The sequence below is a fragment of the Bacillus aerius genome (assembly GCF_029894105.1).
Classification (GTDB): domain Bacteria; phylum Bacillota; class Bacilli; order Bacillales; family Bacillaceae; genus Bacillus; species Bacillus altitudinis.
The window spans coordinates 1,855,318-1,875,863 of sequence record NZ_JARYHO010000001.1 but is presented as its reverse complement, the minus strand read 5'-3'; the positions used below and the strand labels follow the sequence as shown (position 1 = coordinate 1,875,863).

Annotated in this window: 18 protein-coding genes and 2 pseudogenes; 7 read left to right on the top strand and 13 right to left on the bottom strand. The window is 41.0% G+C overall.

The features are described from left to right. Positions 1-16: 16 nt before the first annotated feature. Together M2353_RS09590 and M2353_RS09585 are read left to right on the top strand one after the other, a co-directional pair. A complete protein-coding gene (locus tag M2353_RS09590; protein ID WP_057079442.1) occupies positions 17-1,384 on the top strand; it encodes an MATE family efflux transporter in 1,368 nt (455 codons plus the stop codon). A gap of 127 nt (positions 1,385-1,511) precedes the next feature. Beyond that, positions 1,512-2,531 (top strand): LLM class flavin-dependent oxidoreductase, encoded by a 1,020-nt coding sequence (locus M2353_RS09585; RefSeq protein WP_284725338.1) that lies wholly within the window; start codon positions 1,512-1,514, stop codon positions 2,529-2,531. A 125-nt stretch (positions 2,532-2,656) separates the two neighbouring features. On the opposite strand, the gene M2353_RS09580 is transcribed toward M2353_RS09585, so the two are convergent. Next, complete coding sequence (locus M2353_RS09580; RefSeq protein ID WP_096880954.1) at positions 2,657-4,009, bottom strand: IS1182 family transposase; 1,353 nt, start codon at positions 4,007-4,009, stop codon at positions 2,657-2,659. A 130-nt stretch (positions 4,010-4,139) separates the two neighbouring features. Beyond that, positions 4,140-4,760, bottom strand: coding sequence for an acetate uptake transporter (locus M2353_RS09575; RefSeq protein WP_007499188.1), 621 nt, complete (start codon positions 4,758-4,760; stop codon positions 4,140-4,142). 148 nt (positions 4,761-4,908) lie between these two features. On the opposite strand from M2353_RS09575, the gene M2353_RS09570 reads away from it, so the two are divergent. Next, complete coding sequence (locus M2353_RS09570) at positions 4,909-5,730, top strand: uroporphyrinogen-III synthase (protein ID WP_284725337.1); 822 nt, start codon at positions 4,909-4,911, stop codon at positions 5,728-5,730. A gap of 39 nt (positions 5,731-5,769) precedes the next feature. Here M2353_RS09570 and uptA read toward each other — a convergent pair whose 3' ends face one another. From uptA to M2353_RS09555, 3 genes and pseudogenes are all read right to left on the bottom strand, one after another. Further along, a complete protein-coding gene (gene uptA / locus M2353_RS09565) occupies positions 5,770-6,372 on the bottom strand; it encodes an undecaprenyl phosphate transporter UptA (RefSeq protein WP_007499192.1) in 603 nt (200 codons plus the stop codon). A 53-nt stretch (positions 6,373-6,425) separates the two neighbouring features. Next, a complete protein-coding gene (gene galU, locus M2353_RS09560; RefSeq protein ID WP_061419301.1) occupies positions 6,426-7,307 on the bottom strand; it encodes a UTP--glucose-1-phosphate uridylyltransferase GalU in 882 nt (293 codons plus the stop codon). A 4-nt stretch (positions 7,308-7,311) separates the two neighbouring features. Further along, positions 7,312-7,730, bottom strand: a pseudogene (locus M2353_RS09555) (GtrA family protein). A gap of 155 nt (positions 7,731-7,885) precedes the next feature. Between M2353_RS09555 and M2353_RS09550 the strand changes: the two are divergent. Continuing rightward, a complete protein-coding gene (locus tag M2353_RS09550; protein ID WP_008346618.1) occupies positions 7,886-8,116 on the top strand; it encodes an excisionase family DNA-binding protein in 231 nt (76 codons plus the stop codon). Between the two features lie 43 nt (positions 8,117-8,159). Here the strand turns inward: M2353_RS09550 and M2353_RS09545 are convergent, their stop codons facing one another. From M2353_RS09545 to M2353_RS09510, 6 genes and pseudogenes are all read right to left on the bottom strand, one after another. Then, positions 8,160-9,260: a Ger(x)C family spore germination protein gene (locus M2353_RS09545; protein ID WP_284725336.1), complete on the bottom strand. Its 1,101-nt coding sequence runs from the start codon at positions 9,258-9,260 to the stop codon at positions 8,160-8,162. Continuing rightward, positions 9,257-10,357 (bottom strand): GerAB/ArcD/ProY family transporter, encoded by a 1,101-nt coding sequence (locus M2353_RS09540; protein ID WP_284725335.1) that lies wholly within the window; start codon positions 10,355-10,357, stop codon positions 9,257-9,259. Before M2353_RS09540 ends, M2353_RS09545 begins: the two co-directional genes overlap by 4 nt. Positions 10,358-10,369: 12 nt before the next feature. Then, positions 10,370-11,847, bottom strand: a pseudogene (locus M2353_RS20215) (spore germination protein). 78 nt (positions 11,848-11,925) lie between these two features. After that, positions 11,926-13,266, bottom strand: coding sequence for a (Fe-S)-binding protein (locus M2353_RS09520; RefSeq protein ID WP_052320521.1), 1,341 nt, complete (start codon positions 13,264-13,266; stop codon positions 11,926-11,928). Then, positions 13,263-14,672, bottom strand: coding sequence for a glycolate oxidase subunit GlcD (glcD, locus tag M2353_RS09515; RefSeq protein WP_284725331.1), 1,410 nt, complete (start codon positions 14,670-14,672; stop codon positions 13,263-13,265). Before glcD ends, M2353_RS09520 begins: the two co-directional genes overlap by 4 nt. A gap of 77 nt (positions 14,673-14,749) precedes the next feature. Continuing rightward, positions 14,750-15,883 carry a CdaR family transcriptional regulator gene (locus M2353_RS09510; RefSeq protein ID WP_342394140.1) on the bottom strand — a complete coding sequence of 378 codons (1,134 nt, stop codon included), beginning with the start codon at positions 15,881-15,883 and terminating at the stop codon, positions 14,750-14,752. A gap of 125 nt (positions 15,884-16,008) precedes the next feature. On the opposite strand from M2353_RS09510, the gene M2353_RS09505 reads away from it, so the two are divergent. Then, a complete protein-coding gene (locus M2353_RS09505; protein WP_056703144.1) occupies positions 16,009-16,563 on the top strand; it encodes a hypothetical protein in 555 nt (184 codons plus the stop codon). Positions 16,564-16,596: 33 nt separating this feature from the next. Here M2353_RS09505 and M2353_RS09500 read toward each other — a convergent pair whose 3' ends face one another. Together M2353_RS09500 and M2353_RS09495 are read right to left on the bottom strand one after the other, a co-directional pair. Further along, positions 16,597-16,986, bottom strand: coding sequence for a tautomerase family protein (locus M2353_RS09500; protein WP_035704432.1), 390 nt, complete (start codon positions 16,984-16,986; stop codon positions 16,597-16,599). A gap of 121 nt (positions 16,987-17,107) precedes the next feature. Continuing rightward, complete coding sequence (locus tag M2353_RS09495) at positions 17,108-17,860, bottom strand: DeoR/GlpR family DNA-binding transcription regulator (RefSeq protein WP_060832382.1); 753 nt, start codon at positions 17,858-17,860, stop codon at positions 17,108-17,110. Between the two features lie 90 nt (positions 17,861-17,950). Here M2353_RS09495 and M2353_RS09490 point away from each other — a divergent pair, with 90 nt between their 5' ends. Together M2353_RS09490 and M2353_RS09485 are read left to right on the top strand one after the other, a co-directional pair. Then, the gene (locus M2353_RS09490; protein ID WP_342394139.1) at positions 17,951-18,838 is read left to right on the top strand and encodes a tyrosine-protein phosphatase; all 888 of its coding nucleotides are present in this window, start codon (positions 17,951-17,953) and stop codon (positions 18,836-18,838) included. Positions 18,839-18,862: 24 nt separating this feature from the next. Continuing rightward, positions 18,863-20,398, top strand: a complete 1,536-nt coding sequence (locus M2353_RS09485) for a glycoside hydrolase family 10-like protein (protein ID WP_284725329.1) — start codon at positions 18,863-18,865, stop codon at positions 20,396-20,398. Positions 20,399-20,546: the final 148 nt, after the last annotated feature.

Here is a 20,546-nt window from a genome sequence, read left to right as displayed (position 1 = left end):
GAGAAGGAGAACCATCATGACGTTAGATAATAATCAATCTTTAGTAAAAACCATGTCGATCTTTCTAATTCCACTTTTATTAAGCAATATTTTGCAATCAATTGGACAGCTTGTTTCCATTGTGCTTGTCGGTAGATGGATTGGAGAGGATGCAGTAGCTGCGATTTCTGCATTCTTTCCACTTTTCTTTTTACTTGTTTCTTTTTCCATTGGGATTGGATCAGGGAGCTCGATCCTTATTGGACAAGCATACGGAGCAAAAAATGAGCAGAGGTTAAAGGAAATTATCGGTACAACGCTTTCGTTCACCTTTTTAATCGGACTTTCTTTAGCTATCATTGGAGGTTTTTTTGCCACAGATATTTTACATCTGATGGGGACACCTGCAAATATTGTGGAGGAAAGTGCGGCATATGCCAGAATCCTATTCATCTCCATGCCCATCTTATTTCTTTATTTTGTCTATACAACTTTTTTACGAGGAACAGGAGATTCAAAAACACCATTTTATTTCTTAATGATTAGTACAGGAACCAATATTTTATTGCTGCCAATTTTATTATTCGGCTGGCTTGGTTTACCGGCATTTGGTTTATATGGTGCTGCGTATTCTTCTGTGATTTCTACAATCGTTACGTTTATCATTCTTCATATCTATCTATATAAAACAAAGCACCCGCTGCGCATTGATGCGTCGGTTAGAAAGCATTTATTGATGAAAGGGGATTTATTAAAAACGCTATTAAAGTTAAGTATCCCTTCTAGTATTAATATGATTCTCATTTCTTTATCCGAAATTGCTGTCATTTCTTTTGTCAACGATTATGGATCACAGGCGACCGCAGCTTATGGCGTTGTCAATCAAGTCGTTAGTTATGTACAGATGCCTGCAGTGAGCCTTGGTATTGCGGTTTCTATCTTCGCCGCACAATTCATTGGCGCAGGAAACATGAATCGTTTGAAGGATGTCATTAAAATTGGGCTGGGGCTAAACTTTGCAATAGGCGGATTGATTATTATTTTCGTCTATATTTTCGCACCACAAATTTTATCTATCTTTTTAACAGATCCTGCAACGATTGACATTGCATATAGTTTGGTCGTGATTACCCTATGGAGCTATCTCATTTTTGGAACAGCACAAATCGTTGCAGCCACAATGAGAGCAAGTGGCACAGTTCTATGGCCGACCATCTTTAGTATTTGTTCCATTTGGCTTGTTGAAGTACCAGTGGCTTATGTGCTATCACACCATACATCGCTTGGGATCAAAGGAATCTGGATAGGATATCCTGCAGCCTTTTTTGTAAACTTATTGCTCCAATACGGCTATTATCGACTGGTATGGAAGAAAAAGCAGATCGTTGCACTTGTCCAATCATAATGTGAGCCCATTCAATTCATCATTTCGAAAATCATCGAATCAAATGATTTAAAAATTAAATCGTTTTATGTTATGGTGTTGAAAGAATGAAACTAGTATGATTTTTGAAAGAAATGGGGCATCATGTATGAGTCAATCAGTTTTACAACGTGCAGCATATTCCGTGTTAAATTTATCCTCTGTAACAGAAGGTGGCACAATCAAAGAGTCATTTGAACATAGTATGGATTTAGCAAAAAAAGCTGAGAAGTGGGGCTACCATAGATATTGGCTTGCGGAGCATCATAATATGGAAGGGGTTGCGAGTTCAGCAACATCCGTCTTAATTGGATATATTGCCGGAGGGACTGAAAAGATCCGGGTTGGTTCTGGGGGGATTATGCTTCCAAACCATTCTTCACTCGTTATTGCAGAACAATTTGGAACACTGGAGACTTTGTATCCAGGGAGAATTGATTTAGGTCTTGGCAGGGCACCCGGAACAGATCAGTTAACGGCAAGGGCACTTAGACGTAATCTTCATAATGGGGAGGATTTCCCTGAGCAGCTTGAAGAACTTCGGCAATATTTCAAACCGACTGGTCAGGTCAAAAAACATGTAAGAGCCGTTCCGGGAGAAGGATTGGATATACCAATTTGGCTTCTTGGTTCAAGTGGTTTTAGTGCAAGGCTTGCAGGAGAACTGGGACTGCCATTTGCCTTTGCGGCACATTTCTCCCCTAAAAATACCATCCCTGCTTTAGAATTATACAGACAGTCATTTCAACCTTCAGATGTGTTAAAAGAACCTTATGCGATGGTTGGTGTGACGGTTTTTGCTGCTGATCAAACAGAGCGGGCTGAATATTTGGCGACGTCTCATTATCAGCGCTTCTTGAGCCTCATTCGCAATACACCAGGAAAACTCAAAGCCCCTGTTGAAAGTATGGATGGGCTATGGAGTCCATATGAGAAGGCGATGGTGGACGAACAATTAAGTTCGACGATGATCGGGGATAAACAAAAGGTGAAAAAAGAGTTAGAAGCCTTTATTGAGGAGACTCAAGCAGATGAAGTCATGATTAATTCTGATATGTTTGACCATCAAGAAAGAATGCGTTCTTATGAAATCATTGCAGAGATATTTCAAGAGGAACAAGAAAAATAAGAATAAAAAAAGAACTGCCAAGAGCAGTTCTCAGATTGTAGAGAAACTCATGTTTTTCTACAATCTTTTTTATTTTCATCGTAATGATGATGGATGAGATTGAATGAAAAAGGCCTCCCACACACCTAACCTAGCTTCGCTAGATGTGTGGCAATCTTCTTCATGTTCTGACAGGCAGCTGTGAGAAGAACTTGCTCACTCACATTTTGTTTTCCCCTCAACCGGCAGTAGCGAAGCCCGTGCAGTTGTTTTGAATCTGCAAAGCTTCGCTCTATTTTTTCTTTTCTTTTTTTATATAGCTCTTTTCCAGAGACAGATAGACGATTTTGTCTGATCTTTTCTTTATGTTCTTCCCATATGTGTCTTGAGATGACTTTTTGATGATTTTTCGACCTTGTGCATCTTTCAAGGAAAGAACACGATGCACATTTTTTAGGATCTGATTTGTAGAATCGATAACCCTTTCGATCAGTTGTTGTATATAATAGCTTCTCACCATTTGGGCATATGTAATGATCATGTTCAGAGTCATACTTGAATTTCCACTTCTCAAATAAACCTCTTGTTGGATGAAAGCGTCTATGTGCGATGACACCAAAAATACGGCGATCTGATAAACCTTTACAGATTGGGGTCGTCAAATAACCAGAATCAAGGGCAACAGCTTCTACTTGAAAACCAAATCGTGCGATTTGGTGATCCAACCGATCAAGATACGGAACAGAATCATGGACATTACCGGGCGTGATGTGGGCATCCGTGATGATATTGTACTTCATATCCGTTGTACGGTGGTCTAGGTAGAAAAAGCCTTCCGGTTTGTTTTCACGATAAAGATAGCCACTTTCAGGATCAGTCGTACTTTGACGAATGTCTTTTTCCGTTTTCACCTCCTCTTTTACCTTTAAGGGCTTTTTTCCGTGTGCCACCCGATCTTCTTGGATCGCTTCTTCTAAATCATTTATATAGTTCTGGGTATCTTGTTCAATCGTTTTTCTCATATATTTATGTTTATTGGCATTGGCTTTAAGATGAGTTGAATCAGTAAAAAGAACGCGGCCTCCTACCATATCATGATTGATAGCTTGAAGCACAATCTCGTCGAAAATGTCTTGAAAAATCGTTGTATCTTTGAATCGAGTACGACGATTCCAGCTAATGGTCGAGTGATGAGGAACGGGGTCATTGATGTTCAAACCTAAAAACCATCTATACGCCATGTTATAGTAAATTTCTTTTTCAAGTTGTCTTTCAGAACGGATACCGTACAGGTATCCGATAAACATCATTTTGAACAAAATAAGTGGATCAAGAGAAGGACGACCTTTATTCTCGCTATAATACGGTCTTACTTTATCTACGATAAATGAAAAATCAATGTACTGATCAATTTTACGAAGCAGGTGATCCTCTTCGACCAGTTGATCTAGCAATACAAATTCAGCTTCGTGCTGAGAAGAATTTCTAGTGTGGAACATGAGAAAAACACCTTCCTTTAGTGGGCTTTTCTCTATTATAAAATGGGGTAGTGGAAAATTTAAGGGGAAAAATAAAGCTGTCGAGATTTTCTCGACAGCCTGAGAACTGCCAAGAGCAGTTCTTTTTTATTTATGCTTTAGTAAACACGCGAAATGGTTGTCCAACTGGCAGTACTGTACGACCAAAATGTGTATTCAGCACAACAGCTGCAGAACCATAAAATGAAAGAAGAGAAATAATCAATTCTGCAATACCAGCCATCGTATGAGTCACATCGTACATCACACCAAACGAGCTTAGGGACAGGCCAATGAATAAGAAATCAATAAAGACGAAAATCAAAAACAATACTTTATGTGTTTCCATTGCACCAATCGTCATAAATAAGCTGAAAATCAAATAACCAATAAAAGCAAAACCTAGTTGTTTTGGGTCCGCAGCTCCCGCAAGCGTTTTCCCAAAAACGCCCGCTTGAATGAGCCAAGTGGTTCCAACGCCCATCCAAAAAAGACCGAATGCGCCGAAGGCAGTGGCTCCAAAAATATTATGATGCTTTGAATCTTGTATGGACGCAATCAGCTGCGCGATTCCTCCAAGGAAGATAGCCCAAGGTAAAATAAGGGATGTGCCATCTGTGATTCCTAGTTTTTGTGAAGACGCAACAAGCGTCACCATTGCTAAACCAAACAAACCAAGTGGTGTTGGGTCTGCGATTGATAATCGAATTGCTTGAACATTCTGTTTTTCCATAATGACCTCCTACAATTTGCACTTACAAAAGATACTCGAATTCGATAGAAACGTCAAGCTCTTTTTTAGTAGACACTTGCAACGTCTTCCAAATAAATCTATATTTAATACAATACATCATACATGTGATAGAAAAAGAGGGATGAGAATGAGTAAAGGCTTAGCTGGAAAGACCATTGCCATATGCGGAACAAGAAAAACAGAAGAAATGCGTACACTTGTTGAAAAGCAAGGAGGACAAGCTGTTATTCGTTCTCTTCAGGGCACTGTATTTTTAGCCAAAGAGGAATTGAAGCCAGGCATAGAAACCTTTGTAAAGAAGGGAGCTGACTGGGTCATTTTAACAACGGGTATCGGCACAGACACATTAATTGAAAGTGCAGAAGAGCTGCAGCTTCGAGAAGCTTTTATGAACATTTTATCAAGTGCCCATATCGCTTCAAGAGGATACAAAACGTTCGCGGCTCTAAAAAAACACGGCATTCAGCCAGATGTTTCTGATGAAGATGGAACCGTTCGTGACCTCATTTCAAAGTTAGAAGACAAAGAACTTCAAGGTAAACGGGTCATGGTGCAGCTTCACGGCGAAAATGCACCAGCTCTCATTGATTTTTTACATCACAAAGGAGCAGACGTTTTGCAGCTCATGCCATATCAGCACACGCCCCCTGAACCAGAGGCGGCGGACACTTTGCTTCAAGAAATGAAAGAAGGGAAGGTCCATGCCGTTTGTTTTACAACTGCTGTTCAGGTTCATGCCTTTTTCAAACTAGCAGAAGAATGGGGCAAAAAAGAAGAACTGCAACATCTATTCGAGCAGCATGTATTAGCTGTAGCTGTTGGAAAAGTCACAGCTGAAGCTTTAAAAGAAGAGGGGATAAACCGCATTCTAGCCCCTTCACTTGAAAGAATGGGTGCAATGATTATGGAATTATCTCAATATATGAAAAAACAATCGACGCACGCATAGAAAAAACGCCTTTCACATGACGAGTGAAAGGCGTTTTCGTTAGATTGTCCGTTTTCGATTTGTGCGAATTTTTTTCAAAACGAAATACAGTACGATCAGAACGATGGCAATGACCATAATTGGTGTTGTATACGTGTGAGCGACACTTTGAATGTGGTCCCATTTTGTCCCAAGCTGCATTCCAAGATAAATAAATAGAATGGACCAAGGAATGGCGGCTAATCCGGTCAAAAGAACAAATTTGAGAAATGGCATCTTTGCAATACCAGCTGGAATCGAGATCGCGTGGCGCACGACTGGGATAAAACGAGCTGTAAATACGACACCAGTTCCATATCGGTCAAACCAGCGTTCTGCCGTGGCAATATGATGCTCATGGATGAATAAATACTTCCCATACTTTGTTAAAAAAGGTCTTCCGCCGTAAAGACCGATCCAGTAAATAAAGCACTGGGCAAGTGTTCCTCCAATAACCCCAGCGATGACGGCTCCAACAAATCCAATGCTTCCTGTTGACACCATATATCCGCCGTAGGCAAGTACAATTTCACTCGGGATAATTTCAATCATCAGTCCGAGTGCAACACCTGCGTAACCAAGGCTTGTCAGCCAGGTTAAAATTTCATTAAACAAGGTTCCCATTCATTTCACTCTGCCTTTAAATACGAATTTTCTTCAAGCATCCTTATAAGAGCCTATGCTTGTTTTGCTTCTCTCATGAGTATGCTTTGCATATATGCTAGCATGGCTGGCCGCATATCATGACGCATTAATCCAATTTCAGCCGCTGCCTTAAATGAACCCAGCTTATCACCAACGTCAAATCTCATCCCATCTAATTGTTTTGCATAAATGGGTGATTCATGTGCAATGATTTTCAGCGCATCTGTCAGCTGGATTTCGTTCCCAGCACCTCTCTCGATTCCTTGTAGAATAGGAAAAATCGATGGTGTTAACAGATACCTGCCCATCACGGCTAAATCGGAAGGAGCTTCATGAATAGCTGGCTTTTCCACTAAGTCTGTGACTTCAAACACTTGACCGTCTACTCTAGCTGGTCTTATCATACCATACTTACTGACATCTAGACGATCCACTTGCTGGACGCCAATGACCTCTCTTTGTTTGTCTTCAAAGACTTCCATGAGCTGAGAGAGTGCAGGTCTTTCTGACACCATGACATCATCACCTAAAAGCACCGCAAAAGGATCATTGCCAGTAAAATGACGTGCACATAATACCGCATGTCCAAGACCTAAGGGCTCCTTTTGACGAATATAATGAATATTGGCCATATCCGCAATATGTTTGATTTCAGCCAGCTGTTCTTTTTTTCCTTTTTCAAGCAAATTCTGTTCTAGCTCAATCGAACGGTCAAAGTGATCTTCAATCGATTTTTTATTTCTTCCTGTGATAATCAGTATATCTTCAATGCCTGATTGAACAGCCTCCTCAACTATGTATTGAATGGCGGGTTTGTCGATAATCGGCAGCATTTCCTTTGGCTGTGCTTTCGTTGCGGGTAAAAAACGTGTGCCTAATCCGGCTGCTGGTATAACGGCTTTTTTGATATTCATTGAATCATCGCTCCATTTCTGATCGTTTATTTTCTGATGGAAACACCCATAGACGGCTTCCAGTAAAAGTGATCATCATGCCAAGAAGGGTACCAATCGCTTTACTAATGAATAATGAGAATCCTGCTTGTTGCATGACATATAAGACAACATAGGTGAGGAGACACGCTGCGCCGTTGACTGTGGCCCACTTGATCCATTCCCACCTGTCCGCTTTCTTTTTTACTTGGAACGTCCATTTTCGATTCCAAACATAACTGTTCAGCATTCCTGCTGTATAGGAGAGCACTGTGCAAGAAAAGAGGGAACAAAGCAAGCAGTGAAAAAAAAGAAGAACAGAAAGTCAATCATCGTATTGTTTGCGCCTACAGTTAAAAATGTGGCATAGGTCCGAATATTTTTCTTTGTCATGCGAAGGATCATCACCTCCTAGTGTTTGAGTGGGTGTATGAATACTGTACAAAAGCGAGTTGACGAATCAGTGAAGAAAAGATGAAAAAAACATGAACAAGCGATATCTGTTTTTTCACCAGCTCGTGATATAATTTGTAAGATGAAACGAACGGTGGTGCACATGCATGTATTTAACAATTGGAGAAACAGCTGAATACTTAGAAGTATCAGAAGCATATGTTGAAAAATTAATCCAGCAAAAAAAGATTCGTTACGTATTTGACGGGGAATCGTATCTCATTTATCAAGGGCAGTTTCAAACCCATATGAAACAGCTAGAACAATATAAAGAGCTCATTCAAGACATCTTAAATGAACCAATCCCTGAGGACCCGGACGTAAAAGATGAAGATTAAAAAAGACTGTACAAGAAGGGAGAACCTGTTCATACAGTCTTTTTTATTGGCTGACACCCGTTTGGACAATGTTCATATGACAATTCACTTGAACATCTGCATCAGGGTAGAGTTTTTGCCATTCCTCCGGTGTCATGGCTTTATCTTTAGAGCGATACCTCAAACCAAGTCCAAGTGGATCAATTTTTTGCTTTTTAAAGGATTGAACAAGGTCTTTTCCTTGCTGGGCCACACGCTCCTCCACTTCTTTTTCAACATGCTGCAAGATAGAAGGCGTATCGATTTTTTTTGATTTCATAAATTCTTTTAACTCACCTTTCAGCTTGATATCAATGGTGATATGAGGCTTTTTTGAAAGGTTTTCAGTTGGTTTAATGTGATAAGACACATGTGATTTGATATTTTCAATAACAACATGGGTTTTCTTTCTGTCATTAAATCGAAACTCATAAATCCCATTTTTATGATTTTCAATCATCGCTTTAAACGTAAACGTATCTTCCCCTGGAATATGCCCAACCATTTTTTCTTGATCAAAAAGAGCGACACCTGACACTTTAATAGAGTTGCTTGTATTTTTAATGTAAGGGAGGTAGGCGTCCACGCCTTTTGCCATCATCTGGTTCATAAAAATATGCTGATTGGTCACAGGTTGATTGCCGTTTCGCATGTTTTGAGCCAGTAAATCTGAAAGATATACACCGATATTTAAGTTGGTTTGATTCATTTTTGTATGCAATAAATCTTCAACTTCTCCGTCTACTATGGCAAATACTTGACGAGACCCAATGATCGGATCACGATAGATGTAATTCATCAAATCAATCATGCCCACTTCTTTCGCCAGCTTTTCACTTATTAAAATCACGAGTACTTGTCCCATGACAACGGGGAAAGGCGATTTTTCCGAAACAAGAAACTGAATATTACTAATGGTATTTGACTTAGCACTTACAATTTGATAGCTTCCTTGTTCTTCGCTTTTAAAAACAGGGAAAACAAAGAAGCCCTTCATTTCTCCATCTTCCAATAAGTCAAATCCCGCCGCCTGTGAGATACTTAATTCATCTAAGAGACGAGGCTGTGCACAGCTCGTTAAGAAAAGACTCAATAACATGAGACATATCAGAATAGAATGTTTCATGTTCGTTTTTTCACCCACCTTTTTTTTAGCAGCAGCACAATGATCATACATCCAATCAATCCATAGATGAGGATGTATCCGCTATATTCCACCCATTTATTAAATGTCTCAAATGAGGTAGCTCTAATAAAAAATGAAAACATGACGAGAATGAGAAGGCTGAGAACTATTAACGTGGTGCGCTGGCTCGTTTGAAACACTTGTTTTGCCATTCTGCTGGCTGCCCATAATGGAATAGCGATATTTGGAACGATAAGCAAAAGCCATAGCGACACTTCAATAAATTCAAAGCGCTGGATAAACGGAAGTTTGACAATGCTGGTTAATGTCAATGTCGGCCATTTCGTTAGTTCGAGCTGAGCACTTGAGTAGTACGCTATAGAGACGAGAAATACAAGCAAATTCAGGCATGTAGTTAGCAACACTCCCATATGTGCAAATTTTTGCGACGTTTGTGCTTTTTTAATAAAGGGATAATAGACAAGCAATGTTCCAAAACCAAACATGGATAAAGAGGCATCTTTGACCCCCATCATGAGTTGTGAAAATGAATGATCAAACATTGGGAACATAAACCGGATGTGACTATATTTCATGACATAAAAGCAGATAAAGGTCATCCAGTACGTTAGGACAATGCTAAAGAATGCCCAGCCAGCGATTGTTCTAAATCCGCCTGTGTGAATGTAATAGACGAGGATGAGCAGCACTGATGCAAATAAAAGACCAGGAATTTCTTTAAACAGCCAAACATGGATCACATCCATATAATGAACAAGCACAATCAAAGACAATGAAGAAAAATACAAAATGTAGAGAATGTTGATGAATTGTCCAAGCCATTTACCAAACACAGATTGCGTAATGTCACTAAATTCGTCAGTAGGTGCTTTTTTAAACAAAAAGTAAATGAGGAAAATCATCAAATTGACGCTTGCACCAGCAATTAAAATGGCGATCCACCCATCATTATTAATCGTCCGGACAAGATTCGTCTGGAAATTTAAAATACCAACACCTACTTGATTGGCATTGATCAGAAAAAACACAAAAAAAGGGGATACTTGAAATTTTTCTTTCACAGAAGAAGAGCTCATGCCTTCACTTCCTTATTCATAAAAATCATTTTTCCCCTTACGGCCTTGCTTTGGCTTTTGGCGGTGTATCGTTTCATTTTGCGGGCGTAAATTTTCTGGACGTTTTTTCAAAAAGCGGAGCTGGGGACGAATCAAACTACCCTTTAAATCGGCTAATCGAAGTGGAAAGATTGGCTCTAAGTAAGGCTGGCCTATAGACGTTAATTTCATTAAATGTGTAAGAAGAAAAGCCCCCATCAGCGAAATCCCTAGCGCTCCCCACACTTGTGCAGCAAAAAGGAATGGGAAACGTAAGAGACGAATGGTTGTCCCCATTTTATAAATAGGGGTGACAAAAGAGGCAAGAGCTGATAATGCAACTATAATGAGCAGGATATTACTTGTTAATCCCGTTGCAACCGCAGCCTGTCCGATCACAATACCTCCAACAATCCCGAGCGTCTGTCCGACTTTTGCAGGAAGGCGAGAACCGGCTTCCCTAAGTAGCTCAATCGATATCTCTAAAAATAATGCTTCAATAATAGGCGGAAAGGGCACGAGATAGCGTGATGCGACTATCGTCTCTAATAAGTCCTTAGGAATCAGTTCATAGTGAAACGTTAAAACAGCTACATACAAAGGGGTTGCAAAAATAGAAAAAATTACAGCAAAAATGCGTAACAGCCGAAAGGAGGATGCTGCGATCCAAGACATGTTATAGTCTTCCATTGTAGAAAAATACTCGAGTAAAATTGTAGGTGCAAGCAGGGTATGAGGCGAACCGTCAACCATAATGGCTATTTTTCCTTCCGTTAAACCTGAGGAAACCCTGTCTGGCCGTTCTGTATTTAAAAACAATGGAAAGATTGTATTGGACACATCATAAAGCATTTGCGCAAGATAATTAGAATCTAGAATTTGGTCATAGTCAACATCTTGAATCCGCTGAAGAACGGTTTTCAATGTTCTGCGGGTTGGCGATATTCTCTATGTATACAACGGCTACTTTCGTTTGAGAAAGGGTACCAACTGTGTGTTCAACTACTTTAAGGTCAGGAGTGGGCAGCCTGCGTCTGAGCAAGTTTCAGCCCTTCCACAAAGGCTTCCTGCGCACTGATAATCCCGAATTCAATCTCAGGTTGGCTCACTTGTCTGCCTTTCTTTTCTTCAATCGGCAAAAGGAGCGCTTTGCCCCAGTCTGTCTCAATTCGAACAGCAATACTGCCTCGATGAAGAGCTTCTTCCACTTTTTGAAGGTCCCTCGTAATCAAAGCTTGTTCGATTGGGATGTGTTCTTTCAGCTCTTCAAGGGTGGGTGTCAGATGCAATTGCTGAATAAAAGGCAAGATTTGTTCATGAAGGAGGTTGCCATTAATTAAAGGACGAAAAAAAGAAATTCTATAAAGGAAACCTCCGGAACTTGATAATTCATTGATAAAATCAGAGGAACGCGATAGTGCCTCAAATACTGAATTCGGGTCTTTCTGTTTTGATTTGTTTTTCTTCAGCACTTGAACCATCTCCTTCCGCGATTTTCCTCTATTATCCAACCAATCGTCTGAAGATATGCATAAAAAAAGCGTTCAGCTTCATGAGCTGGACGCTTTTTTTCCATATTGAACGGCTTCTAATAAAAAGTCAGCCAGATGAATCGCTCTCATGCTAGGCATATGTCCTGCCTTTTTGACGCCTGCTGCCATTTGTAATTGACAGCCGGGATTCGACGTCACAATGGCAGCTGCAGCTGTGTTGCTCGCTTCCGTCATTTTATGATCTAAAATTTGCATCGACATGTCTGGCTGCAAGATATTGTAGATTCCTGCAGAACCGCAGCAGCGGCCGGCATCTTTCATTTCTTTAAACGTTACCCCTTGGATGGCTTTCATGAGCACCCTCGGCGCCTGTTGTACATTCATCCCATTTCGTAAATGACAGGAGTCTTGATAGGTGATTACTTGCGCTGGCAAAGCCAGTGGCACGCGGCGGTGAAACTCCAGCTCCACAAGGATGCTTGATATATCGGTTATTTTCTGTGAGAAGGCTTTACTTCGTTTTTGAAAATCTGGGTCATCCTGAAGCAAATGACTGTAATCACTTAAAAAGGCACCGCAGCCGCCCGCGTTCATGACAATCGCATCGGCATCTGTTTCCTCGAATGCTTCAATATTACGCTTGGCTAACTGTTTTGCTTGGTCTTTTTCTCCGCTATGACCATGTAGCGCGCCGCAGCACGTTTGTATAGGAGGAACGATCACATCGCAGCCTGCCAGCTGCAAGAGATGAATGGTCGCTTTGTTTGTGTTTGAGAAAACTGTATCCATTAAACAGCCAGTAAAAAACGCCACCCGTTTTTTTGCCTGACCAATGGCTTTATATTCATTCAAACGTTTTTTCTTTTGAGGCGGCACCTTTGGAAGTGCCTGTTCCATCAACTGTAAATGGGAGGGAAGCACCTTCAGTATGCGCGTCTTCCTGGCGGCTGTTTGCAGACCAGATGTTTGATAAAATCGAAGGAAACTAGCAGCTTGTCGCATACGACTTTGTGACGGAAAGAGACCTTTAAACACAACACGTCTCATCAATTTGACAGGAAATGATTGTTTTTTATGTTGTTGAATAATGTCTCTGGCATCTTCTAGCAACTGTCCATACTTGACGCCAGAAGGGCAGACTGGTTCACATGCACGGCAGCCAAGACAAAGATTAAGGGAATGTTCAACATCTTCATCTGGCTCAATGACGCCATCTCTTACAGCTTTCATTAACGCAATTCGGCCCCGAGGAGAGTGCGTTTCTTGTTGTCCAGATTCAATATAAGTAGGGCAGGAAGGGAGGCAGAAGCCGCAGCGCATGCAATTAAGCAGCTCCTTTTCATCCATTTGCTCCTGAAACTGCTGCTGGATCTCTTTTTGCTTAGAAGAAGAACTCATGAGACCACCACTCGCTTTCTTGAGGCTTTTCCAAACACTTTATCTGGGTTCATGATATTTGCTGGGTCAAGTGCCTGTTTAATCGCCTTCATGGCAGCGATTCCTTCTTTTTTGACCTTCAGCTCCAAATAGGGGGCTTTCATGAGACCCACGCCATGTTCGCCTGTAATCGTGCCGCCAAGTGCAACGGCTTTTTCAAAAATGGCCTGAAAGGCAGCTTCTACACGTTTCATTTCTTCTTCATTTCTTGCATCTGTCGCACAAGTGGGGTGTAAGTTGCCATCACCTGCATGACCAAACGTACAAATGTTCACCTCGTACTTTCGTGCAATGTCTTCGATTGCACGAACCATATTGGCAATTTCAGACCGGGGAACGGTAGCATCTTCTAAAATCGTTGTAGGACTTAATCGAGCAAGGGCAGATAAAGCAGAGCGTCTCGCTGTTAAGAGCGCACTTGCCTCTTCTTCTGAATGTGCAATCTTGACGCTTTTAGCCCCGTGCTGCTCACAGACTTCTGCGATTTTTTGGATATCACGAGAAACAGCTTCAGGGTTGCCGTCCTGTTCAATTAATAACACAGCTTGAACGTCGGTGGGCAGGCCGATGTTTGCAAAATCTTCAACGACTTCAAGGGTCGGCTGATCCATAAATTCTAATGTAGCAGGAATGATACGCTCAGCAATGATGGCCGATACAGAAGTCGCAGCTTCTTCAAGGCTTTCGTATAAACAAAGCATTGTTTGTTTCGTTTCTGGAAGCGGCAGGAGCTTTAGCACCGCTTCTGTGACAATCCCGAGTGTTCCTTCTGAACCAACGAACAATCGAGTCATATCATAGCCAGCGACATCTTTTGCAAGCTTTCCGCCTGTTTTGATAATGTCACCATTTGGCAAAACCACTTCAAGCCCAAGGACATAATCTCTTGTGACTCCATACTTTAACCCCCGCAGTCCCCCTGAATTTTCGTTAATATTGCCGCCTAATGTGGAAATTTTCATAGAGCTTGGATCAGGCGGGTAGAAGAGACCTTTTTCCTCTACTTGATGAATCAACTCCTGCGTAATTAAGCCAGGCTGCACCGTTGCGGTTAAATTTTCTTCGTCTATTTCTAATAATTGATTCATTCTAGTAAAGAGAATCACCAATCCGCCCTGAGTAGGGCATGTTCCTGCGCACAGATTCGTCCCTGAGCCTCTTGGGACGATCGGCACTTTGTAAGAGGCGCACAGTTTCACAATTTGCTGCACTTCTTCTGCCGTGCGAGGTGTCACGATGGCATCTGGCATCTGTTGAAAATTTGGTGTCGCATCATAAGAGTAGGCAAGACGATCCGCCTTGCTTTCTTGGACATTGGGCGCACCGACAATCTCTTTTAATTGATTTGAAAATTCTGAATCTAGCATATACAATCACTCCCGCTCATTTAACGTCTCGTTTCTACAAGTATAAAAAAAGAACCGTCACATGACTATAGACGATTCTACAAAATATCAGGCTGTTTTATCGTATTTTTTGTATCATGAGCTAAAAGCAGCAAGGCCAAATAAAAAAGCATCGCATCTTGCATGCGCTTTGGATCAAGTGTCGTTAAATCCTGAATCCGTTTTAATCTGTAATGAAGTGTATTAATATGGACATGCATAGTTTCTGCTGTATGTTTCAATGAGTAATCCGAAGCGATGAGTACCCGCAATGTTTTCACTAGTTCAGGATAGGGGAAAAGGGACGCAATCGTTCGATCAAGAAACGCATCTTTTGTTTCCTGACTGATTTCCTCCATAAAAAGTTCAAGCGTCAAATCTTCATCAAACACAATGGGTGTTTCAGCATGTGCCAATTTTAAAGCGCGAAAAGCTTGATGAAAGGACTGCTTCATGACATGAGAAGCTGCTGGTTTTCCTGCCCCCATTAAAATCCTCGATGGTGACAGCGCTGTGAGTGCAGCATGAATATGGAACAAGCGCTTGTGCCATGTATCACGACCATCTGGTGTGGCTTGTAGCATGAGCAAAAAACGTGCATGCCCCCAGCGCACAATGATCTCCTGATTGGTGAGTTGCAATTTGTCCTTCATCAGTTTGTATTGATCCTGCTTCATAAACGATTCGTCTTGACAATCAATGAGAATAGCGACACGCTGCTTGTTGACATCAAAGCCAAGCCGCTGCGCCTTCTCGGTCATACCAGCCGATGTCTCTGGCAGATGAAGCCAGTCGAACACAAAGGCTTCAAGCTGCCGTTCATCTGTTTCCGTTTCTTGAAAGAATTCATGCTCTTGAATGAGCAGCTCCGTCATTTTCCGTAAAATGTCGCCAAAAGGGGAGACATGCCTTGGATCACCTGTCATTCCAATGACCCCAATGACTTCTTGTTTGAAATAAATAGGCAGATTGATACCGGCTTTAACGCCTTTCATCTGCAGCACATCATCCTTTGTGAGAATTCGTTTCTGCCCTTCTAAGGATGTGACATATGCTCCTTCATGAAATTGACCAATGCGTGCTGGATCTGTTGCAGCAATAATGGTACCGTTTGTTTGTGTGATGATGATTTCTTCCGTCAGTAGCTTTTTGACCTCATCTACGATTTTTTCTGCCAGTGTCATTGTGAGCAAAACGGTCCCCTCCGAGATGTTTCTTTTTACACTATCATACCATCATATGCTCAGGCATATCTTTCTTTTCATGTGTTATGCTAAAATAAAAAACGCATATGAAGTAGATGAAAGGAGATACAGTCATGTCACTGCAAAATCGCTTACAAGATTTATTGAAAGAAGGGCAGGCGCTCACCGACTTTGAATATAACAAAGCCGCAAGTCAAAATTGGCCGCTAGAAGGGGCAAAAATGACAGAAGAAGCACGCTTTGCAGATGTTTATATAGAACGTGTAGACAAGGAATCGGAGGAAATGATTCAAACAGAAAATGCTTCCTTTTTAAATACACCTCTTACATACGTAAAAAAACAACAAAAAGAATTCATTTATATCGAGTCGAAGTGGTTTGATGTGGTGAGAGCCGACGGACTTGCCATAGAATGGGATGAAGTATTTCAGACGTATACCGTGTTATTCGGATTGAAGCGTCCTAAAAAAGATACTGGATTACTAAAAGAGATGCTCTCAACATTAAATGGTGCTCAGCTTCAATTTAATGGACAAGACGGGTTATTTGATATCAACATTCCGCTTCTTGAACTAGAAGACATCAAAGAAGATACGCCTTTAATTGGTGTGATCTCAGCAGTGTACCGCTATTTATTCAACTTGCTCATACAGCTTGAAAATGAATGAATCAAAAAACGGCTCACACTCCTGAGCCGTTTTTTAAAGCCATCCTCTTATGAATTGAGCCTCACCCATCCCGAAGCTCCAATCGGCGTCTCCATTTTCCACGATGGAGATCATCACATCCGTCTTGGCAACCCCGCATTCTTTTTCTATACGTTCTGCGATTTGTGCATAAAGCTGTTCCTTTTGTTCTTTCGTCCGCTGTTTACTGACAACACTAATGACAACAAGATCCTTTGTTCTCGGATAACCAAGCCCAGTGTCTTCAATGATCATCTCTTCAGGGCGGTGCTGATGAACAATTTGATAGCGATCTCGTTCAGGTACCCCAAAGGCATCAACCATTGCTTCATGGCAAGTGTCCAGCAGTTTCTTTAATTCCTCTTTTGAACGGCCCTCTATCACGTCAAATCGTAACAACGGCATCAGGTCAACCTCCAAACATGTGTTAAATGTACAATCATAATGTAACCAACACTTCGCCGTTTCACTCTTTTGCGCATAAGAAAAAAGCCAAAACATTGACGCTTGGCTTTTTTGCTCTGGACTAAGGCGTGACAAATTTCACATCATGCTCTTTTCCATATTGAAGGTAATCTTCATTTGGTTGTTCATTCGTCACGACGATGTCTATGTCTTTTAAGTCACAAAACGTGGTCAAGGCATAATGGTCAAACTTACTATCATCGACTAATAAAAAGGTTTTGGCGTTTTTTTCAACGAGCGTTTTTTTAATATCTGTCTCAAGCGGGGAGGAATTCGTGACGCCATGATCAATGGATAAACCAGTTGATGCAATAAATGCTTTATTGACATTGTATGCTTTTAGACGCTCAACACTTTGATAACCAACGAAAGAATTTGTCTTTCGCTCTAGCATACCCCCGGTTGAAAAGATGGTGAGGTGTTCATAAGGCATAGCCTGTGTAATGAAATCCACGTTATTTGTCACAACGGTAATCTGTTTCTCCTTCAAATAGGGAAGCATCTCCAGTGTCGTTGTACCAGAATCAACAAAAATCATATCACCATGTTCAACAAAAGCGGCGGCAGCCTGTCCGATCATTTGTTTTTTACTCAGCTGACGAGTCTTTCGCTCCTGATACACCACCAACGTTGAGTGGTTCACAGCGACGCCGCCGTACACTTTCTTTAGCACGCCGGATTCTACCAATGCTTGTACATCTCGGCGTATGGTGTTTTTTGAGACGCCAAAATGCGTCACAAGCTCATCAAGAGAGGCAGATTCCCGGTCAAATACATACTCTTTTATTTGCTGAATACGTTTTGTTTTTATCATGCTACAATCTCCAATCAATACGAATATGCTGATTCTATTATAACAATAATTCCACGTAAAAGATGTCACTGATCAACATGGGAGAATTGAATGATCTTTTTCTCTTATCTTTTCTCATTTTTCATAAAAGCGTATGATAGAGAAAAGAGGATAGAAAGGATTTTCACTTCTATGAATGAGCACAACATACAATTTTCAAAGCTAGCAAATTTTAGAGAGGTAGGGGGACTCCAAACAACGGATCAGATGGTCATCAAACAAGGAATGATTTATCGATCTGCCGATTTATCACGTCTCACGAAGCAAGACATATTGACGTTCTCAACACTTGGAATTCAAACAATTTGTGACCTGCGTACAAGCTCAGAACGAAAATCACACCCACCAAAAATCATGGAACATGACAAAATTGTTCATATCCCTATGCAGCCTGACAGCATGATGCCTAGTAAATGGACCATGTTTCGAATGCTGATAGCAGAAGGAAAATCTCTATCGTTTACACCGATCATGAAAGATGTATATCAAAGTATGCTCTATGAGCGAAAAAAAGAGATTCAGCAATTGTTTACATTACTGTCCGATGAAAAAAATTATCCGCTTTTGCTTCACTGTACAAGCGGAAAGGACCGTACAGGCTTTTTATCTGCTCTTATTCAATTAGCGGTGGGTGTGCCGGTGCATACCGTTTTAAGTGAATACATGCGTTCCAATGAAGGCGTGAAAATGCTAGTGAAAAGACAAGAACGATTTGTTCGCATGATGAGTTTATATCGGGTGTCAAAAGAACAAATTCAGCCCCTCCTCGGTGTTCAGCAAGATTATCTTGAAGATGTACTGAATGAGATGATGGATACATACGGAAATGCAGAGCGGTATTTACTAGAAGCCTGCGACGTCCCTAAAGCTCAGCTGCTTAAAGTAAAAAACATCTTGCTTACACCATCTGCTGGCATTCCATCACAAAACGCAGAATAAACTTAAATTGAGGTGATGCAAAACATGCTGAAAAAGATCAGTATGACGGTTCTGACACTAGTTTTCATGGGTGTCTTCTTATTGATTCCGTCTAGTAGTCTAGCTCGTTCGATGCCAAAAGGGAAGCTTGAGAGCACAAGAGAGATGCGTGCAGTGTGGGTCGCATCAGTTTATAACTTAGATTGGCCTTCAAAGAAAGGACTGCCCGCAGATGAGCAGAAACAAGAGTTCATTCAACTGTTAGACGACATCAAAGCGATGAATATGAACGCCGTCATCATGCAAATTAAACCAACAGCAGATGCCTTTTATCCATCAAAATTTGGTCCATGGTCTGAATATTTGACTGGTACACAAGGGAAAGACCCTGGATATGACCCGCTTGAATTTATGATAGAAGAAGCACATAAACGTGGCCTTGAATTTCATGCTTGGTTTAACCCTTATCGAATCACCATGAATCATACCGATCTCAACCGGTTATCAGACGATCATCCTGCAAAAGCACACCCTGAGTGGACCATTGCCTACGGAAATCAGCTTTACTTTAATCCAGGCATTCCTGATGCTCAGGACTTCATTGTTGACGGGATAGAGGAAGTGGTGAAAAACTACGATATTGATGCGGTGCATATGGATGATTATTTTTACCCGAATAAAATCGCTGGTGTGCCATTTCCAGATCAAGAAACGTATGAAACTTACGGGAAGAAGTTCACTCATATAGAAGATTGGCGAAGGGATAATGTGAACGAGCTAGTGAAGCAGATCAATGACACCATTAAGAAAGAAAAGCGGTATGTGAAATTTGGTATTAGCCCATTTGGTGTATGGCGCAACATAAAAGATGACCCAACCGGTTCAAACACAACAGCAGGGATGACCAATTATGATGATTTGTATGCTGATACAAGAGAGTGGATACAGCAGCACCATATTGATTATATCACCCCGCAAATTTATTGGAGTATCGGCTTTCAGCCCGCTGCCTATGATGTGCTGACGAAATGGTGGTCAAATGAAGTGAAGGGGCAGCCTGTTCACTTGTACATTGGTCAAGCGACGTATAAAATCAATCAAAACAGTGATCCTGCTTGGTCTGATCCCGAGGAGTATTTTCGCCAGATCGAGCTGAACAGGCAGTCACAGCTCGTACAAGGAAGCATGCATTTTAGTCTGAAAGATATCAATCGGAATCCCTTGAATGTAAAGAAACGATTAATAGAAGAAACCTATAGCAAACCGGCTCTCATACCAGAGATGCCATGGCTTCATCAAAAAGCGCCAAAAAAACCAATCATTCAATCTGTGAAAAAGACAGAGGATGGTGCAGTTTTACAGATACAAAATGATCCGCACTCTAGTGCATCCTATTATGCAGTCTATCGATTGTCGAATAAAGGGACATACGAATTTGTGCAAACGGTCAGAAAAGAAACAGGTTCCTTCACACAAACGAAAGACATTTTAGCAAATCAAAAGAAGAGCTATACCTATAAAGTGACGGCACTCAATCGCCTTCATCATGAAAGCAAACCTTCTACAAAAACAGTAAAATAACAAAGACAGCATAAATGAGGGTTTTCCTCCGTTTATGCTTTTTTGCTTTCTCTATTTTTCTACTATTTTTATTTTAATTTTCTGAATTCAATCAAGCTTGGCATGAAGCAGCTATTTCAATAATAAATATGATAGAAAAGCGCCAAAG

Bases quoted from the DNA above. Each gene is read 5' to 3' on its own strand.
- M2353_RS09590 (WP_057079442.1), top strand. From the start codon at position 17: ATGACGTTAGATAATAATCAATCTTTAGTAAAAACCATGTCGATCTTT.
- M2353_RS09585 (WP_284725338.1), top strand. From the start codon at position 1,512: ATGAGTCAATCAGTTTTACAACGTGCAGCATATTCCGTGTTAAATTTA.
- M2353_RS09580 (WP_096880954.1), bottom strand. From the start codon at position 4,009: ATGTTCCACACTAGAAATTCTTCTCAGCACGAAGCTGAATTTGTATTG.
- M2353_RS09575 (WP_007499188.1), bottom strand. From the start codon at position 4,760: ATGGAAAAACAGAATGTTCAAGCAATTCGATTATCAATCGCAGACCCA.
- M2353_RS09570 (WP_284725337.1), top strand. From the start codon at position 4,909: ATGAGTAAAGGCTTAGCTGGAAAGACCATTGCCATATGCGGAACAAGA.
- uptA (WP_007499192.1), bottom strand. From the start codon at position 6,372: ATGGGAACCTTGTTTAATGAAATTTTAACCTGGCTGACAAGCCTTGGT.
- galU (WP_061419301.1), bottom strand. From the start codon at position 7,307: ATGAATATCAAAAAAGCCGTTATACCAGCAGCCGGATTAGGCACACGT.
- M2353_RS09550 (WP_008346618.1), top strand. From the start codon at position 7,886: ATGTATTTAACAATTGGAGAAACAGCTGAATACTTAGAAGTATCAGAA.
- M2353_RS09545 (WP_284725336.1), bottom strand. From the start codon at position 9,260: ATGAAACATTCTATTCTGATATGTCTCATGTTATTGAGTCTTTTCTTA.
- M2353_RS09540 (WP_284725335.1), bottom strand. From the start codon at position 10,357: ATGAGCTCTTCTTCTGTGAAAGAAAAATTTCAAGTATCCCCTTTTTTT.
- M2353_RS09520 (WP_052320521.1), bottom strand. From the start codon at position 13,266: ATGAGTTCTTCTTCTAAGCAAAAAGAGATCCAGCAGCAGTTTCAGGAG.
- glcD (WP_284725331.1), bottom strand. From the start codon at position 14,672: ATGCTAGATTCAGAATTTTCAAATCAATTAAAAGAGATTGTCGGTGCG.
- M2353_RS09505 (WP_056703144.1), top strand. From the start codon at position 16,009: ATGTCACTGCAAAATCGCTTACAAGATTTATTGAAAGAAGGGCAGGCG.
- M2353_RS09500 (WP_035704432.1), bottom strand. From the start codon at position 16,986: ATGCCGTTGTTACGATTTGACGTGATAGAGGGCCGTTCAAAAGAGGAA.
- M2353_RS09495 (WP_060832382.1), bottom strand. From the start codon at position 17,860: ATGATAAAAACAAAACGTATTCAGCAAATAAAAGAGTATGTATTTGAC.
- M2353_RS09490 (WP_342394139.1), top strand. From the start codon at position 17,951: ATGATCTTTTTCTCTTATCTTTTCTCATTTTTCATAAAAGCGTATGAT.
- M2353_RS09485 (WP_284725329.1), top strand. From the start codon at position 18,863: ATGCTGAAAAAGATCAGTATGACGGTTCTGACACTAGTTTTCATGGGT.